Here is a 16868-nt window from a genome sequence, read left to right as displayed (position 1 = left end):
TATGAAAACCCAGGAAAACAATCCACTGCCGAGCAATCCGCTGGGCCTGGACGGAATCGAGTTTGTCGAATACGCGACGGCGGAGCCGCTGGCATTGGGCGCTGTGCTGGAGACCATGGGCTTTGTGCAGGTCGGCCGCCATCGTTCGCGCGAGGTAGTGCTGTACCGCCAGGGCGGCATGAACGTGGTGGTCAACGCCGATCCGGTGGCATGGGCCGTGGCCGATGCCGAACGCGGCTCGACCACCTTGTCCGCGATCGCCTTCCGCGTGCGTGACGCCGGTGCCGCCTACAAGCACGCGCTGGAGCGCGGCGCCTGGGCGATCCCGACCCGCGCCGGCGCGATGGAGCTGAACATCCCCGGCGTGCACGGCGCCGGCGATTCGGTACTGTACTTCGTCGACCGCTACCAGGACTTCTCGATCTACGATGTGGACTTCAAGATCAGCGACCAGCCGCTACCCAAGCCGGTGGTTGAAGACCTGGGCTTCTTCGGCGTGGTGCAGGCGATACGCCGCGACCGTACCGCCGAATGGATCGACTTTTACCAGCACCTGATGAACTTCCGCGTGGTGCCGCAAGGCGTGGTGCAGGGCGTCCTGCCGACCGGCACGCTGCTGGAAAGTCCGTGCAAGCAGTTCTACCTGCAACTGATCGAGCCGCCGACGGGCAGCGACGATGCACACTGGGACGAGGAACTGATCCGCGTCGGCTTCGGCACGCGCGATGTGCTGGGCGCGGTGCGCTCCCTGCAGGCGCGCGGCGTCACCTTTGTCGACAGCGCGCCGGTGCAGCCGTGCGAGAAGGGCGCGTTGACCCAGCTGTTCAAGGGCAGTGTCAGCTTTGAGCTGGTGCACAGGGAGGCCGTATGAACCTGAGTAACTTCGGCATGGACACGATCACGCTGGCCGGCACGCTGGAGATGAAGCTGGAAGCGTCGCGCAGCGCCGGCTTTTCGCAGCTGATGTTGTGGGCCAAGGATCTGGTCAATTATCCGGGCGGTTTGGATGCGGCGGTCAAGCTGGTGCGCGAGAGTGGCATCCGGGTCACCGGCATCCAGGTGATGCGTGACTTCGAGGGCCTGAGCGGCACGCTGCACGACTACAAGATCGACATCGCCAAGAGCATGCTGCAGATCTGCCAGGCGGTCGGCTCGCCGCTGTTGATGGTGTGCTCGTCGACCTCCAAGCACGCCAGCGGGGACCTGGACAAGATCGCGCGCGACCTCGCCAAGCTGGCCACGCTGGCCGTGCCGCTGGGGGTGCGGGTGGGCTTCGAGGCGCTGTCCTGGGGGCGTAACGTCAGCGAGTACGAGGTGGCGTGGGATGCGGTGGAACGCGCCGATCACGCAAACCTGGGCGTGGTGATCGACTCCTTCCACATGCTGGCCAACGGCGCCGCATACGATACGGTGGACCTTATCCCATGGAGCAAAATCGCGATGGTGCAATTGTCGGACTTCATGTGGCGCGAGATCCGCTCGTCGGAAGAGCGCCTGGAGACCGCGCGCCACTTGCGCGTGTTTCCGGGAGAGGGAGAGCATTCTGCGGAATTGTCCGATCTGGTACGCCGGCTGGACCGCGCCGGCTATCGCGGCGACTACAGCTTCGAAGTCTTCAACGACGACTATCTGCAAATGGCACCGGAACTGGTGGCCCAGCGCGCGCGCCGCTCGGCCAAGTGGGTGACCGACCAGGTGCTGCGCCGCAGCCTGCAAATCCGCGAAGGCCGCGCCGGCGCCGCGCTCTGATCAGCGCGCATATAAGCAAAGTCTGCTTGTCCCTTCTCGGACCTTCGCGGTCATACTTACAGCCTTGGATTGATGTGCTCCTGACTAGTCAATCAAATCAGAAGGGTAACGTGGAGACCGATATATCGTACTATTGTTGATTTGCAGCGAAATCTGACCCATTTCACCGCATAATTTGCAAACCGAACTGACCCACGTATAAGACACAATCCTACTCACGACATTGAGTGGGGAATTGGAGTGATCGACGTGGCACTACTAGGCATTATTCGACGCTGGCACATTCGTGACCAGGTCCCATTGAGAGAGATCGCCAGGCGTTTGGGCATCTCCAGAAACACCGTCCGACGCTATCTGCGCTCAGAAACCATAGAGCCGGCCTACGCCGAACGGCGTTCCACCCGCGCCATCGACAAATACGCGTTTCAGCTTTCCGCGCTACTCAAGACTGAAGCAGCGCGGACACGCAAGCAACGGCGCACGCTAAAACAGATTCATGAGGACCTAAAGGAACTGGGGTTCGAGGGGTCTTACGATAGGGTCGCGGCGTTCGCGAGGGTATGGAGGGCGGGTCAATCTGACCGGGTCAATCCTGCCAGCAAACGAACAATGAGGTTGCTTTATACAGACCTGGTGATCCTGGACGAGCTCGGCTACCTTCCGTTCAGCCAGAATGGCGGCGCTCTGCTTTTCCACCTGATAAGTAAGCTCTACGAAAAAACGAGCTTAGTCATCACGACCAACTTGGGATTTTCGGAATGGGGGTCTGTGTTTGGCGACGCCAAAATGACGACGGCGCTGCTTGACCGCCTCACCCATCATTGCCACATCATCGAGACGGGCAACGACAGCTATCGATTCAAAAATAGTTCAACCCAGCAGACAGGAAAGGAGGTCAGGCATAACTTAATCCCCTTATAGCCCCCAAGATATCATTTGAAGAGCGGGTCAGAATTCGATGCAAATCATGGGTCAGAATCAAACGCAAACCAACACACCGAACTGCCATGGATGCCCCAAGGTGTCACCGGGCTATCGGCGTGTGACCCACAACGGCACTGAACTGCTGATGTTGGCTAGGATAACATCTTGCTCATGTGGAAAGTACGCGAATTCTCACGCCCGAGTTGGGCGCCACGCGGCGTTATCGGCTGGTCGTGGATACCGCCGCGCGCAACGCCAGCAGGTAGCTGTCGACACCGAATCCGCAAATCTGCCCCTTGACCACGTCCGCGAATACCGAGACGTGACGGAACGGCTCGCGCGCGTGCACGTTCGACATGTGCAGCTCGATGATCGGCGCCTTCAGGATCGCCAGCGCGTCGCGGATGCCGTAGCTGTAATGCGTCCAGGCGCCGGCGTTGATCATGACCGCGTCGAAGTCCTCGCCGTGGGCCTGGTGGATGCGTTCGCACATCTCGCCTTCGTGGTTGGTCTGGAAGCAGGTCACCTCCGCACCGAGCTCTTTACCCAGCGCCTGCAGGCGCTGATCGATTTCCGCCAGCGTGGTGGTGCCGTACTGCGCGGGATCGCGCTTGCCGAACATATTGAGGTTGATCCCGTTTAGCATCAGAATTTTCATTGACGGTCCTGGTCGATCTCGACGCGGCGCACATCGCCGACGACGAACACATAGGCCAGCAAGCCGGCGACGGCGGCCGCGCACACGTACACCAGCGCGTAGAAGAACGAGCCGGTGGCGCTGATGATGAAGCCGATGACCAGCGGCGTGACGATGCCGGCCAGGTTGGAGCAGGTGTTGAAGATGCCTCCGGTGAGGCCCATCAGATGCTTGGGCGCGACGTCGGAGATCAGCGTCCAGCCCAGGCCGACCATGCCCTGGCCGAAGAAGGCAAACGACAGGATCGCAATGACGGCGGCGTCGCTGTCGACGTAGTTGGCGCCGATGATGCTGGCGGCGCCGACCAGGCCGCAGATGATGGGCAGCTTGCGGGCGACGTTGGCCGAGCCGGTGCGCTTGAGCAGCCAGTCCGATACCCAGCCGCCGAACATCACGCCGACGGCGGCGGCAAGGAAGGGCAGCACCGAGAAGAAGCCGACCTTGAGCCAGCCCATTTGCCGCTCGGTGGCGAGATAGGTCGGGAACCACGTCAGGAAGAACACCAGCGTAGTATTGCCTGCGAACTGGCCCAGGCTGGCGCCCCACACCTGGCGGATGCGCAGCAGCTTGACCACATCGCCCCAGGCGAACTTGGTCTTGTCGCTCTTCGCGTCTTCCAGTCCGCCGCCGGCGGCGATGTAGTCGAGTTCCGCTTGATTGACGGTCCTGGAGTCGCGCGGTTCGCGGTAGACCCGCCACCACACCAATGCGAACACGACGCCGACCATGCCCACCACGACGAACAGCGCGCGCCAGCCGAAGTTATGCATCAGCCAGAACAGGCTGGGGGCGAAGCACGCCAGTCCCAGATATTCGCCGACGGTGTAGATGCCGGTGGCGCGCGCGCGCTCATGCTGCGGGAACCAGGTGGCCACCACACGGCTGTTGACGGGGAAGCAGGGCGCCTCGCTGATGCCGAGGCCAAAGCGCACCAGCAGCAGCGATTTCAGTCCGACGGCGGCGCCCTGCAAGCCGGTGAAGATCGACCAGAAGGTCAACGCCAGAAAGTAAGTCAGCTTGCTGCCGAAACGGTCGAGGAAGATCCCGCCCGGTATCTGCGCCAGCGCGTAGGTCCACGAGAACGCCGAGAACACCAGTCCCATGAGGGCGGCGTTGATCTGCAGGTCTTGCGTCATCAGCGGCGCGGCGATGCCAAGCACCGTGCGGTCCATGTAATTGATGATGGTGCCTACAGCGAGCAGGGCGAGCATCGTGAAGCGGGTGCGTGTGCGGGCGCGAACCGCGGTGTTGCCCGCGTAGGTCGCTGTCGTCTGGTTCATGCTGCGGTCTCCGGTTTTTCTAAGTTTAGTCGCGCGTCATGCGCGGCAGCGGCGAGCCGCCAGGCGCGATGTTGACGGGCTGGTTCTGGAAGTTCATCTGTGCCGCATCTTCTGATTGCACGGTCACGGTGTCGCCGAATTCCAGGTATTGTGCACTGTCCGCACGCCACCGCGGCCATGGCGTTGCGGGTGTGGCGGGATTGCCGCTGCGGGCGAAGGCCAGCAGGCTGTCCATCATGCGCGCCGACAGGGCGCGGTCGGCCGGCTGCCAGCTGCGGGTAGGGCGGAACATATTGAGCGCGTCCTGGGTCTGGAACCAGTAAGGCACGTCGGAGGTGTGGTAGGCGCCCTGCGGATTGTCCTTCAGCGTCACGGCCGGATTGAACGGCTGCACGTGCGAGAACAGATACATATAGAACGGCGTCTTGCCGCTGGCCTGATGCGCGATAGCCAGTGTCCGCGTGCCTTTCTCGATCATCGTCTGGCGGCTATACAGGCGGCTCATGCGGGCAGCGTCGGCGTCGGTGGCGGCCGGGTACAGATCGTGGAACTGCTGCACGCGGTCTCCGTACATATTGGCGGCGGTGGCGTGGAACTTGTCCAGCGTGGCGACGCCGCGCAGCGGGCTGAAACTGATGTCGTCGGCGGTGAAGCCGGCCATGGTCGGCACGTCGTTCTGCCTACCGGCGGCGTAGATGTTCGGGATCGTATCCGGCAGCACGTGGCCGTCGATATTCGGCTTGACCGAGACCGAACCGGATTCGCCGAACTGGAAATCGCGCTGCACGGCGAAAACTTTGTCGGCCGGCAGCTGGCGCATCTCGTCGAGCGAGGCGACGGCCAAGGCTTTTTGCACTTCCAGGCCGGTTTTTTCCGATTCCGCCAGCGATGGCGCGTTATTGCTGACGCCAGCGCCACTCATCAGCACCGCGCGCTGGAACAGTCCCTTGGCCAGCGGGCTGGCGAGCAGGGTGCCGACCGAGGCGGCGCCGGCGGACTGGCCGGAGATCGTGACACGCGACGGATCGCCGCCGAAGCGGGCGATATTCCTTTGCACCCATTGCAGCGCCGCGATCTGGTCCATGAAGCCGTAGTTGCCGGATGCGTGCTGCGGCGATTCGGCCGTCAGTTCCGGGTGCGCCATGTAGCCGAGGATGCCGAGCCGGTAGTTCATGTTGACGAAGATGGCGCCGCCGCGCGCGGCGACGTTCTCGCCGCCGTACAGCGCCATGCCGCTGGAGCCGACCGTAAAGCCGCCTCCGTAGATGAAGACGATCACCGGCAGTTTGGCCGACGGCGTAACCTTGGACGGCGCCCAGACGTTCAGGTACAGGCAATCCTCGCTGGTGGCTTCCTCGCCGAAGTAGTGGTTGATGTCCTTGCGGCGCAACAGCTGGATGCATTCCGGGGCCTTGCGGTCGGCGTGGTACACGCCGCTCCACGGAACCGCCGGCTGCGGTGCGCGCCAGCGCAGTTCGCGCACCGGCGGGGCGGCGAAGGGCACGCCGAACCAGGCGCGCACGCCGGAAGGCAGTACTTTGCCGTCGATCTTGCCGCTGTCGAGCGTGATCGGGGTCTGCGCCTGGGCGGCGGTTGCCGCAGCCAGGCCGATGATTGCCAGATACTTGTTCATGCATGTCTCCTCGGTGGGATGGGCTCCTATGCTGGAGCTTGAGAAGAGAATACACTAACTAGTTGGTTAACTCCACAAAAAAGCGCGTGCGGGACGCGCTTTTTAGATTACAGGTTGGCGATGAATCCTTCGACAGCGGCGGCAAAGGCCGCCGGCTGCTCGATCGCGCTCAGGTGCGAGGCATCGGACAGCACGGTCAGCGAAGCGTCCGGGATGCCCTGTTGCAGTGCTTGCGACATCGCCAGCGGCGTGCCCTGGTCTAATTCCCCAGCGATGACCAGGGTCGGCGCCTTGATCCCGCCCAGGCGCGCCGTGGTATCGACGGTGCCGACGGCGTTGCAGCAGCCGGCGTAGCCCACCGCATCGGTACTGACTACACGGCGGCGGAAGCGCGCCACGCGGGCCGCCTGCGTGCTGCGGAATTCATCGTGGAAGTAGCGGCCCATCACCGCGTCCGCGATGGCTTCGATACCCTGCGCCTGTACGGTGGCGATGCGCTGCCGCCAGGCTTCGCGCGCCGCTTCGGGATAGCCGGAGGTGGTATTGGCCAGCACCAGTGCGCGCACCAGCGATGGATGGCGCAAGGCCAATTCCTGGCCCACCATGCCGCCCATCGACAAGCCGACCCATACCACCGGGCCGGTATCGAGTTCGCGCAGCAGCGCCGCCGCGTCGTCGGCCAGGTCGGCCATGCTGTAAGCGCCGGCCGGCGCTTCCGAGCTGCCGTGGCCGCGATGGTCGTAGGCGATCACGCGGCACTCGGCCGACAGCTGGTTGGCCAGGCTGTCCCACATCGTCAGGTCGCAGCCGATGGCGTGGCTCAGCACCACCGTATGGCGCGGCGCCTTGCCGCTGCGCGGCTCGCGCACCGAGTAGTGCAGGGCGGGTCGGCCGTTGCCGCGGCCTTCGCGGCCGATGCCGGGATGGCTGGTGGCGGCCGGCGCCATCGATTCCAGTTCGTAGCCGATCTGCGGACCTACCTCGCGCAGGATCGCCTGGGCGTGCGTGAACGCCGTATTCGCGGCCGGTACGCCGGCGTAGATGGCGGACTGGATCAGCACTTCCTTCAGTTCGTCCGGCGTCAGGCGGTTGGCTTCGTCGCCCAGCAGCGCGGCGCGCACGTGCAGGTCGAATTCTTCCCAGCGGCCCAGCGCGATGGTGATGGAGAGGACGATGGCGCGGCGCGTCTGCCATTCCAGGCCGGGGCGGCCCCAGATCTCGTTCCACGCAAAGCGCGTGATCAGGTTCTGGAAGTCGGCGTTGAAGTTGTTGGCATTGTTCAGCGAACGCTCGACCCAGGCATCGCCAAGGACGCTGCGGCGGTTGTTCAGGCCACGCTCGAAGTCGTGGTCGATAGGATCGAAACTCATGGTATTGTCACTTATGGTTGAGCGAGGCGATATCGCCGCGCAGGCTTTGCAATTGACGCTGCGCCAGGCGCTGGGCCGGTGCGGTGGCGGCGACGGAATCGAACAGGGATTTCAGGTGTGCCGCATCGACCTTGGTGCGCAGCTTGTCGTCGGCCTGCACGGCATCGGCCAGTACGTCGGCCAGGTGGCGCTGCGAGGCGAGGGCCTCTCCTGTCATTTTTTCCAGCAGCGCGTGCGCGGCGGATTTTCCGATGGTTTCGGCCAGGTAGGCCGATGCCGCTTCCGCGAACACCAGCCCTTGCAGCGCATCGATATTGCGCAGCATGCGCGCGCTGTCGATACTCAGGCCGGCGAAGGCGTCGTTCAAGGCCTGCAAGGCGCCGTGCGCGCTGAGGAACAGGTTGGGCCACTCGGCGAGTTCGGCCTGCCAGTTGCCCAGGCCGCGCTCGTGCTGCTGGTTCATATTGGCCAGCAGTGCCGCCGCATGCTGCGGCGTGCGGCCTGCCGCGGCCAGCGCGATCATCGCGGACACCGGATTGCGCTTGTGCGGCATCGCCGATGAGCCGCCGCGGCCATTGCCGGATGGTTCGGCCAGTTCGGCGATTTCGCCTTGCGCCATCAGGCTTAGATCGGTGGCCAGCTTGCCCAGGTTGCCGGACAACACCGCCACTTCCAGGCCGAGACGCACCCACTCGTCGCGCTGGGTATGCCAGGCCGCATCGGCCAGTTTCAGGTTCAGGGCGTTGGCGACGCGCTCGGCGACGGCCGGGCCTTTTTCTCCCATCACCGCCAGCGTGCCGACGGCGCCGCCCAGTTGCAGTTGCAGCGCGCGGGCCGCGCATTCACGCAGGCGTGCGCGCGAGCGCACCAGCGGCGCCAGCCAGCCGGTCAGCTTGAAGCCGAAGCTGGTCACCTGCGCCGGCTGCATCAGCGTGCGCGCCAGCACCGGCGTGGCCAGGTGCTGTTCGGCCAGGTGCTGCAGGCGGCCGGTCAGGTCGTGCAGGCCGTCGTCCAGCAGTTGCAAGGCGTCGCGCGTGGCCAGCACCATCGCGGTGTCGATCACGTCCTGGCTGGTGCTGCCCCAGTGGACCTTGCCGGCCGCTTCCACGTCGTACAAGGCCACGGTCTTGGTCAATTCCTTCACCAGCGGGATCGCCAGGCTGCCGGCGCGGCGCCCGGCGCTGATGATGGCGGGGATGTCGTACAGCTGCGCATTGCACACGCCGGCGATGGCGCGCGCGGACGAGGGTTCCAGCATGCCTTCGTCGGCCTGCGCCTGCGACAGCGCTTCCTCGAAGCGGAACATGCCCTGCACGATGGCCGCGTCGTCGAACACGGCGATCATGTCGGTGGTGGTCAGGAAGCTATCGAAGATAGAGACGCTCACTAAAGCTCCAGTTTAAACGTAGTCGAAGAATGCGGTTTCCTTCTCGCCCTGCATCCAGATGTCCCAGTTGTACTGGCCGGCGGCGGTCTTTTTGGCGATCAGCGTGGCGCGGCGGGCGGCCGGCACTTGCTCCAGTATCGCCGATTTTTCCAAGGCCGCGTCGTCTTCAAGGAAGACGGCGGTGAACTGGTGCTTGACCAGGCCGCGCGCGAATACCGTGATGTAGGCGAACGGCTGGCCGGCCTGCTGCGGGCTGGCCGTCAGGCGCAGGCTGAATTCACCGTTCTCGCCACTGGGCACTCGGCGGAAGCCGGGCATGGCCTGCGCCGATTCGGCGTCCGCGGCGGCTGGCTGCCAGGATTCGATCTGGGCGTCGTTGATCGGGATGCCGGCGCCGTCGTAGATGATGCCGCCGATGGTGACGGCGGCGGCGTTGCCGGTGGCGGCGGTGTTCAGTTCCGTCGCCCATTTCCACGCTTCGTGCGAGAACGGGCCGATGGTTTGCGAAGTGGTGATTTCATGCGTGATGTCGGTCATGCCGTTCTCCTTAGATGCCGAAAGGCGTGGCGTCGCGGCCGCGCAGTACGATGTCGAATTCATAGCCCAGCATCTGGTCGCTGACCGTCTGCTCCAGGCTGAAGCGCGAGATCAGGCGCTGGCGCGCGTCCAGGTCGGGAATCGATTGGAAGATCGGGTCGAAGTCGAACAGCGGATCGCCCGGGAAGTACATCTGCGTGACCAGGCGTTGCGCGTACACGTTGCCGAACAGGGAGAAGTGGATGTGCGCCGGGCGCCATGCCTTGTCGTGATTGCCCCAGGGGTAAGGGCCCGGCTTGATGGTGACGAAACGGTAGCGGCCGTCGTCGTCGGTCATCATCTTGCCCCAGCCGTTGAAGTTCGGGTCCAGCGGCGCGTTGTGCTGGTCCTTCTTGTGGCGATAGCGGCCGGCGGCGTTGCACTGCCAGATCTCCAGCAGCGAATTGCGGACAGGCTTGCCGTCTTCGTCCACCACGCGGCCGGTGACGACGATTTTCTCGCCCAGCGGTTCGGATTCGCCGTGTACGGTCAGGTCGGTATCGTTCGGCAGCAGGATGCGCGGCGAGGGCGCGACATTCTGCTCGGCCGGCGCGCGCGCGTCGATGCGCAGCAGCGGCTGGGTCGGGCCGCGTTTGGCGGTGGATTTGTAGGGAGGATAAACCAGTTCCGGATATACGCCGGGTGCGATGGCATCGAATTTCACAGCAAGTCTCCTTATGTGTACGTGTCGATGATGGTACGAATTCGGCCTGCGGGCCACAAGACGGGAAGTGCATGCTATATTCGCTATGCGCACAAATTGTGCGAATAGCGCACAAAACTGGATTTTTATGAGCGAGAACGAGATATTTGCCAAGCGCGACCTGGTCGCTGGGCTGGAAAAGGGCCTGCAAGTGATCGAAGCCTTCGACCAGGAACGCAGCCGTTTGACCATCGCCGAGGTGGCCGAGCACACCGGCCTGACGCGGGCGGCGGCGCGGCGCTACCTGATCACGCTCACGCACCTGGGCTATATGCGGCATGAGAACAAGCTGTTCTCGCTGACGCCGATGGTGCTGCGGCTGGGCCAGTCCTATCTGCATTCGGCACGGCTGCCGCGCGTGGTGCAGCCGCTGTTGTACCGCCTTGCGTATTCGGTGGGGGAGGCCGCGTCGGCCGGCGTGCTCGATCACGACCAGCTGGTGTGCGTGGCGGCGGTCAGCGCCGGACAGCTGGTGTCCGCGACCCTGCAGCCTGGCACGCGCGTGCCGGCGTGGTGTACCGCCAACGGCCGCATGCTGCTGGCCGGCTTGCCGCAGGATCAGCTGGACGCCTTCCTCGCGCGCGCGCAGACGGAGCAGATCACCGAGCACACCATCGTCAACAAGGAGCGGCTGGCGGTGGAGATCGCGCGCGCCCGCGCGCAGGGCTATGCGCTGGTGGACCAGGAGCTGGAGCTGGGACTGCGCACAATGGCGGTCCCGCTGAAGAACTTCCGCGGCGACGTGGTGGCGGCGATGAACATCAGCGTGCACGCGGCGCGCATGCCGCTCGACCAGATGGTGGAACGCTGCCTGCCCGCGCTGATCAAGATCCAGGTCGAGCTGGCCGCGCTGCTCTAGGTCCGGCGGAATTCCTTCGGCGTGACGCCGATGCGTTTCTTGAACAGGCGGCTGAAGTAGGCAGGGTCCTGGAAGCCCAGCTCATAGGCGATGCTGGCGATGCTGGCCGGGACGTAGGTCAGCTTGCGGCAGGCTTCCAGCATCAGCCGGTCCTGCGTGGTGTCGAAGGCGGATTTGCCGGACAGCTTGAGGCACAGGCGATTCAGGCGCGTCGGCGTCACGCGCAGCGCCTCGGCATACTGGCTGACCTGCCACTGTTCCTTGTAGCGCTGCTCCACCTCGGCGCGGAAGCGGCTGAACAGCTCAAAGTCGCTGCGGCCCGACTGGTCGGCGAAACGCCGCTCGGCGTGCAGGCGCACCAGCAGCAGCAGGGCGCTGCGCGCCAGCCATTCCAGCATCAGCGTATGGCCGTACTGCGGCCAGGCCGCTTCCGTCAGCAACTGCTTGAGCAGCGATTCCAGCCGCTCGCGCATCTCCGGCTCGGCGGCCAGGTCGATCGCCAGCGGCTCCATGAACAGCGATGAATACAGGTCGCCCTGGTTCTCCGCCGCTGAAAACACCACGTTCTGGTCCACCGTCAGCACGTAGCCCTGCGCCTCCGGCGAGAAGTCGAAGCCGTGCGCCACCGACGGATTGATGGTGATGACCACCGGCCCCTTGCACTCCCACAGCGCCTCGTTGACGCCGGCCCGCACCTCTCCGCCGAAGAGAAAAAGTACCTGAAACAGGCCGGGGTGCGTATGCCTGTCGATATGCCAATCATGCAGGCGGCTGCGGGTTTCTATCAATTCAATATGGACGAATTCGGCATTGTCAGCCCTTGTCTGCTCGCCGTACAGGGCGAACTTGGGGATCTCTTTGGACAGCGGTTTTGGCAGGGAGGACATGGCTGGGATTCTTGTGGTGTGTCGAAATAGTACAAGTTTTAGGAAGTTTCATCCATTTTTTTTATGGCGCGGCGGCGCTACGATGCGGTCATACCTAAACCATATCGGAGACACGCCATGCGTACCCAAGTAGCCATCATCGGCGCCGGCCCGGCCGGTTTGCTGTTATCCCACCTGCTGCACCTGCAGGGCATCGAATCGATCGTCCTCGAGTCGCGCTCCCGCGACGAGATCGAGGCCACCATCCGCGCCGGTGTGCTGGAGCAGGGCACGATGGACATCCTGACCAACGCCGGCGTCGGCGACCGCATGCGTGCCCAGGGCGCGCTGCACCACGGCATAGAACTGGCCTTCGGCGGCAAGCGCCACCGCATCGACCTGTCCGAACTGACCGGCAAGGCCATCACCGTCTATCCGCAGCATGAGGTGATCAAGGACCTGGTGGCGGCGCGGTTGGCGGCGCAGGGACAGATTCTGTTTGAAGTGTCGAACGTCGCGCTGCATGGCGTCGAGACGCAGAAGCCGTCGGTGACATTCATCCATGGCGGAGAGGCCCGCGCCATCGAGGCGGACTTCGTGGTCGGCGCGGACGGCTATCACGGCGTGTCGCGTCCGGCCATGCCGGAGCAGGAACTGCGCAAGAACTTCCAGCGCATCTATCCGTTCGGCTGGTTCGGCATCCTGGTGGAATCGGCGCCTTCGTCCGATGAGCTGATCTACGCGCAGCACGAGCGCGGCTTCGCGCTGGTCAGCACACGCTCGCCGACGGTGCAGCGGCTGTACTTCCAGTGCGATCCGACCGACCACGTGGACAACTGGTCCGACGACCGCATCTGGGCTGAGCTGCATGGCCGCCTGGAGAACCACGATGGCTGGAAGCTCAAGGAAGGCAAGATCTTCCAGAAAAATATCATCGGCATGCGCAGCTTCGTGTCGACGCCGATGCAATCGGGCCGCCTGTTCCTGGCGGGCGACGCGGCGCACATCGTGCCGCCGACCGGCGCCAAGGGCATGAATCTGGCGGTATCGGACGTGGCGCTGCTGGCGCGCGGGCTGGAGCAGTTCTACCATCACGGCAGCGATGCGCAACTGAGCAGCTACAGCGAGGATGCGCTCAAGCGCGTCTGGCGCGCCGAGTACTTCTCGTGGACCATGACGCGCCTGCTGCATACCTTCGCCGACGCCTCGCCGTTCGAGCGTGAAATGCAGCGCGCCGAGCTGGAAAACATCGTCGGTTCGCGGGCGATGGCCACGGCATTGGCGGAAAACTACGTCGGCGCGTTCTGACGGCGTAGGACTGGGCCCACATGGGCCTATGTTCGCAGCCTACATAAGGCTTGTAGGTGCTCCTATAAGCTAGCGCACATAGCGGGGCTATAGTGTTGTTCATCAGGTCGTCGTTGACCATCAACACTTAGAAGAACAGAGGCCCGCCATGTACCCAGCTAACCAGACCACCGTATCCGCCAACGTCCTGCGTTCGATGCCACCGGTCGCCGCGCCCGTCATCAGCCTGACCGGCGCCCAGCAAAACGAGCTGCTGCGCGCATTGTCGCGTGAGGAGCTGGTCAGCCTGTTCGTGCACCTGGACCTGGTGCCGCTGGAAGCGGGCAAGCACTTGTTCGACTTCGGCGACAAAATGGAATACGCCTACTTCCCGACCAACGCCATCGTCTCTCTGCAATACGTCACCGAGGACGGCGGCGCCGCGGAGATCGCGGTGGTCGGCCGCGAAGGTGTGGTCGGCGTCTCGATGTACGAGACCGAGCGCGCCAACTGCTCGGCAGTGGTGCAGACCGCCGGCTACGGCTACCGCATCAAGGCCTCGGTGCTGCGCGAAGCCTTCTTCGGCGGCGGCGCACTGGCCCAGCAACTGATGCGCCACACCAGCGCGCTGTTTGCACAGCTGGCGCAGACGGTGGCCGGCGTCCGTCACGGCAGCATCGAGCAGCGCCTGTGCCGCTGGCTGCTGGAACGCCTGGACCGTTCGCTGTCCAACGAATTGAAGGTCACGCAGGAGATGATCGCCAACATGCTGGGCGTGCGCCGCGAGAGCATCACCTGCTGCGCCGGTAAGCTGCAGGAGGAAGGCTTGATCGAATACCGTCGCGGCATTGTCACCGTGATCGACCGCGGCGGCATGGAACGCCGCGCCGGCAGCTGCTACTCCCATTCCTAATGCAAGTACCTGGGCGCTTGCTGGATGTCGTCCAGCTTGCGCTGCACCAGCATGTACCAGGCATGCGCCCACCTCGACGCCCGCTCCGACTCGGCCACAGTGGCGGCCGACATGGTCCGCTGCACGGCGATCATCTGCCGATGCAGCGCATAGGCGGCGGGGTGCGGTTTCTTTTGTGTGGCGTATGAAGTATCCATGACTGCATTCTGCGCCCCCGCACTGGCCACGGCTGTACGCTGCCTCACCTAAGGGGTAAGCGAAATTCTCATAAACAAGCGTGTTTATATTCGTTTTCCCTATCCGTCCCCATCCTTATACTTTTTTACAAAGCAGCCACTAGTCCAGGGATAGCAGATGGGGAAGCATGTATTGCAAGCGCTGGCGGCGCTGTCGGCCGGCGCGATCGCGGCGGCGCACGCGCAGCAGCCGGAGTCCAGTCAGATCGAGCGGGTCGAAGTGACCGCCACCCGTTCCGCCAGCGCGGTCGATGTGCAGCAGGTTCCCGCCGCCATTACCGTGCTGAAGCCGGACAGCCTGACCCGCTACGGACAAGGTAATCTCAGCGATATCGCCAACCTGGTGCCGGCCATGTCGGTGCAGGAGCAGGGGCCGGGCGTCAACAACATCACCATGCGTGGCCTGGTCGTGCGCGGCATCGTGCCGTCCGAGGTGCAGGACTCGTCGCTGGTGGCGGTGTATATCGACGACATGCCGGTCACGCTGAAATCATCCAATCCCGATCTCAAGGTGCTGGACCTGGAGCGTGTCGAAGTGCTGCAAGGTCCGCAGGGCACGCTGTTCGGCGCCGGCGCCATGTCCGGCGCGGTGCGCCAGATCACGCAAAAGCCGGAGCTGGCCGATTTGTTCGGCACGGTGGAGGCAGTGGGCTCCAACACGTCCGGCTTCGGCGGCGCCAATCATAATCTGCGCGGCATGGTCAACCTGCCGCTGAAGGCCGATTTGTTGGGCCTGCGGCTGACCGCCTATACCGGCAACGATTCGGGCTACATCCGCAACCAGGTGAACGGCGCCACGACCAACGCGGTATCGACCAACCAGGCGCGGGCCGCCGTGCGTTTGCGCGCCTCGCGCGATCTGGTGGTGGACGCCAGCGTCACCGCTTCCAACATCAAGGGCGGCATCAACGATGCGTATGCGGGGCTGGCGCCGTTTACCACCTTCGCGCTGATACCGCAAACCAGCAACGACAAGCTGCAGCTGTATAACCTGGGCGTCGCCTATGATCTCGGCGGCGCGCAGCTGGTGTCGTCGACCTCCTATCTGCACCGTGACACGCTGTACGTGACCTCGGCCCAGTATCCGGCCACCGCCTTCATCTTCGGCGGCAAGGATCCGCTGATGAAGGCCGCCTACACGATCGGCAATGCGGTGCAGGACTTCGCGCAGGAGTTTCGCGTCAACTCCAGGGGCGAGGGGCCGTTCAAGTGGACTGCCGGCGCTTTCTTTGAAAGCGGCAAGCGCGATACCAGACAGGACGAGCCGACCGAGGGCTTTGACGCGCGCTATGCGGAGACGCGCAACTTCCCCGGCTATAACTCGCAGACCAATGAGCTGGCGTTCAATCCCGATGATTTTTTCTCCGGCCAGCAGAACACCAAGTCGCGCCAGGCCGCGCTGTTCGCCGAGGGTACGTACACCGTATGGGACAAGCTGGACCTGACCGCCGGCGTGCGGCTGTTCCGGGGCACGCAGGATTTCGACCTGCGCTTTACGGGCTTGTTCGGCAACCTGGTCGGCGCCACGCCGACGGCGCCGGTCGGCCAGCCGGAGGTCAGCAACAGCAGCGCCACCTCGCGCGGCGCCAATCCGCGCTTTGCGGCGGCGTACCGCGTCGATCCGGACCGCACGCTGTATGCGTCGGTAGGCAAGGGCTTCCGCTATGGCGGCAACAACCAGCCGGTGCCGTTCAACTTCTGCGGCATCAACGCGCCGTCCACCTTCGCGCCCGACAGCTTGTGGAACTACGAGGTCGGCTCCAAGAACACGCTGTTCGACCGCCGCGTGACTTTGAACGCCAACGTCTACCTGATCGATTGGAAGAACGTCCAGGTATTCAACCGCCTGCCATGCACCTATTACTTCACGCAGAACGCCGGCAAGATCCGCAGCGAGGGCATCGAGGTGGAAACCGCCGTCAAGCTGACGCGCCGCGCGTCGATAGGGTTGAGCGGCGCCTACAACCATGCCTATGCCGCGCGCACCGTGGTGACCGGCATCGCCGCGCAGAACATCCCGGAGGGCAGCCGCGTGCCATACGCGCCGCGCATCGCCGCCACGGCGACGGCCAGCTACAGCATTCCGGTACGGGGAACGGACGAAATAGGGCTGTTCGCCAGCTACGCCTACCGCAGCAACGCCTACACCAATTTCGCGCCGGCGCAGGGCGGCTATGCCGAGATTCCGTCGTCGAACACGGTCAACGCCACGGCAGTCTACAAGACCGGCGCGTATGAATTCGGCCTGTTCGGCACCAACCTGACCGACGGCGCCAAGGTCAGCGACGTCACGCCGAATACCATCGCCATCCAGCCGGGAGATATCCGCTACATGGTGCGTCCGCGCACGGTGGGCTTGCGCGTCAAGGCGCGCTTCTGAGCGCGCCG

At 64.1% G+C, this 16868-nt stretch carries 16 protein-coding genes; 7 read left to right on the top strand and 9 right to left on the bottom strand.

The window, feature by feature from the left end:
* Position 1 precedes the first annotated feature (1 nt).
* The 3 genes from ACEN9F_RS06920 to ACEN9F_RS06910 all read left to right on the top strand — a co-directional run bounded on the left by ACEN9F_RS06920 (position 2) and on the right by ACEN9F_RS06910 (position 2670).
* Positions 2 to 871, top strand: a complete 870-nt coding sequence (locus tag ACEN9F_RS06920; protein WP_413419162.1) for a VOC family protein — start codon at positions 2 to 4, stop codon at positions 869 to 871.
* Positions 868 to 1749 (top strand): sugar phosphate isomerase/epimerase family protein, encoded by an 882-nt coding sequence (locus ACEN9F_RS06915; RefSeq protein ID WP_413419160.1) that lies wholly within the window; start codon positions 868 to 870, stop codon positions 1747 to 1749. The genes ACEN9F_RS06920 and ACEN9F_RS06915 overlap by 4 nt, the downstream gene beginning before the upstream one ends.
* 240 nt (positions 1750 to 1989) lie before the next feature.
* Positions 1990 to 2670, top strand: coding sequence for an ATP-binding protein (locus ACEN9F_RS06910; protein ID WP_413419158.1), 681 nt, complete (start codon positions 1990 to 1992; stop codon positions 2668 to 2670).
* A gap of 223 nt (positions 2671 to 2893) precedes the next feature.
* On the opposite strand, the gene aroQ is transcribed toward ACEN9F_RS06910, so the two are convergent.
* The 7 genes from aroQ to pcaH all read right to left on the bottom strand — a co-directional run bounded on the left by aroQ (position 2894) and on the right by pcaH (position 10280).
* The gene (gene aroQ / locus ACEN9F_RS06905; RefSeq protein WP_413419156.1) at positions 2894 to 3331 is read right to left on the bottom strand and encodes a type II 3-dehydroquinate dehydratase; all 438 of its coding nucleotides are present in this window, start codon (positions 3329 to 3331) and stop codon (positions 2894 to 2896) included.
* Positions 3328 to 4650 (bottom strand): MFS transporter, encoded by a 1323-nt coding sequence (locus tag ACEN9F_RS06900; RefSeq protein WP_413419154.1) that lies wholly within the window; start codon positions 4648 to 4650, stop codon positions 3328 to 3330. The genes aroQ and ACEN9F_RS06900 overlap by 4 nt, the downstream gene beginning before the upstream one ends.
* A gap of 25 nt (positions 4651 to 4675) precedes the next feature.
* Positions 4676 to 6283, bottom strand: coding sequence for a carboxylesterase/lipase family protein (locus ACEN9F_RS06895; protein WP_413419152.1), 1608 nt, complete (start codon positions 6281 to 6283; stop codon positions 4676 to 4678).
* 107 nt (positions 6284 to 6390) lie between these two features.
* Positions 6391 to 7653 (bottom strand): 3-oxoadipate enol-lactonase, encoded by a 1263-nt coding sequence (pcaD, locus tag ACEN9F_RS06890; RefSeq protein WP_413419150.1) that lies wholly within the window; start codon positions 7651 to 7653, stop codon positions 6391 to 6393.
* 7 nt (positions 7654 to 7660) lie between these two features.
* Positions 7661 to 9040, bottom strand: a complete 1380-nt coding sequence (locus tag ACEN9F_RS06885) for a lyase family protein (RefSeq protein ID WP_413419148.1) — start codon at positions 9038 to 9040, stop codon at positions 7661 to 7663.
* A 12-nt stretch (positions 9041 to 9052) separates the two neighbouring features.
* Positions 9053 to 9577, bottom strand: a complete 525-nt coding sequence (locus ACEN9F_RS06880; protein WP_413419146.1) for a protocatechuate 3,4-dioxygenase — start codon at positions 9575 to 9577, stop codon at positions 9053 to 9055.
* Between the two features lie 10 nt (positions 9578 to 9587).
* Positions 9588 to 10280 carry a protocatechuate 3,4-dioxygenase subunit beta gene (gene pcaH, locus ACEN9F_RS06875; RefSeq protein WP_413419144.1) on the bottom strand — a complete coding sequence of 231 codons (693 nt, stop codon included), beginning with the start codon at positions 10278 to 10280 and terminating at the stop codon, positions 9588 to 9590.
* Positions 10281 to 10407: 127 nt separating this feature from the next.
* Between pcaH and ACEN9F_RS06870 the strand changes: the two genes are divergently transcribed.
* The gene (locus ACEN9F_RS06870; protein ID WP_413419142.1) at positions 10408 to 11178 is read left to right on the top strand and encodes an IclR family transcriptional regulator C-terminal domain-containing protein; all 771 of its coding nucleotides are present in this window, start codon (positions 10408 to 10410) and stop codon (positions 11176 to 11178) included.
* Here the strand turns inward: ACEN9F_RS06870 and ACEN9F_RS06865 are convergent.
* Positions 11175 to 12065: a helix-turn-helix domain-containing protein gene (locus ACEN9F_RS06865; RefSeq protein WP_413419140.1), complete on the bottom strand. Its 891-nt coding sequence runs from the start codon at positions 12063 to 12065 to the stop codon at positions 11175 to 11177. The genes ACEN9F_RS06870 and ACEN9F_RS06865 overlap by 4 nt on opposite strands.
* 117 nt (positions 12066 to 12182) lie before the next feature.
* Here ACEN9F_RS06865 and ACEN9F_RS06860 point away from each other — a divergent pair, with 117 nt between their 5' ends.
* Together ACEN9F_RS06860 and ACEN9F_RS06855 are read left to right on the top strand one after the other, a co-directional pair.
* Positions 12183 to 13352 carry a 4-hydroxybenzoate 3-monooxygenase gene (locus ACEN9F_RS06860; protein WP_413419138.1) on the top strand — a complete coding sequence of 390 codons (1170 nt, stop codon included), beginning with the start codon at positions 12183 to 12185 and terminating at the stop codon, positions 13350 to 13352.
* A 148-nt stretch (positions 13353 to 13500) separates the two neighbouring features.
* Positions 13501 to 14244, top strand: a complete 744-nt coding sequence (locus ACEN9F_RS06855) for a Crp/Fnr family transcriptional regulator (protein WP_413419136.1) — start codon at positions 13501 to 13503, stop codon at positions 14242 to 14244.
* Here ACEN9F_RS06855 and ACEN9F_RS06850 read toward each other — a convergent pair.
* Positions 14241 to 14441, bottom strand: coding sequence for a hypothetical protein (locus tag ACEN9F_RS06850; protein WP_413419134.1), 201 nt, complete (start codon positions 14439 to 14441; stop codon positions 14241 to 14243). The genes ACEN9F_RS06855 and ACEN9F_RS06850 overlap by 4 nt on opposite strands.
* 157 nt (positions 14442 to 14598) lie before the next feature.
* Here ACEN9F_RS06850 and ACEN9F_RS06845 point away from each other — a divergent pair, with 157 nt between their 5' ends.
* Entirely contained in the window at positions 14599 to 16860 is a 2262-nt protein-coding gene (locus tag ACEN9F_RS06845) for a TonB-dependent receptor (RefSeq protein WP_413419132.1), read from the top strand.
* Positions 16861 to 16868 lie beyond the last annotated feature (8 nt).

It is taken from the genome of Duganella sp. CT11-25 (assembly GCF_047302815.1).
Lineage (GTDB): Bacteria > Pseudomonadota > Gammaproteobacteria > Burkholderiales > Burkholderiaceae_D > Rugamonas.
This window is presented reverse-complemented; position numbering and strand designations above follow the sequence as displayed.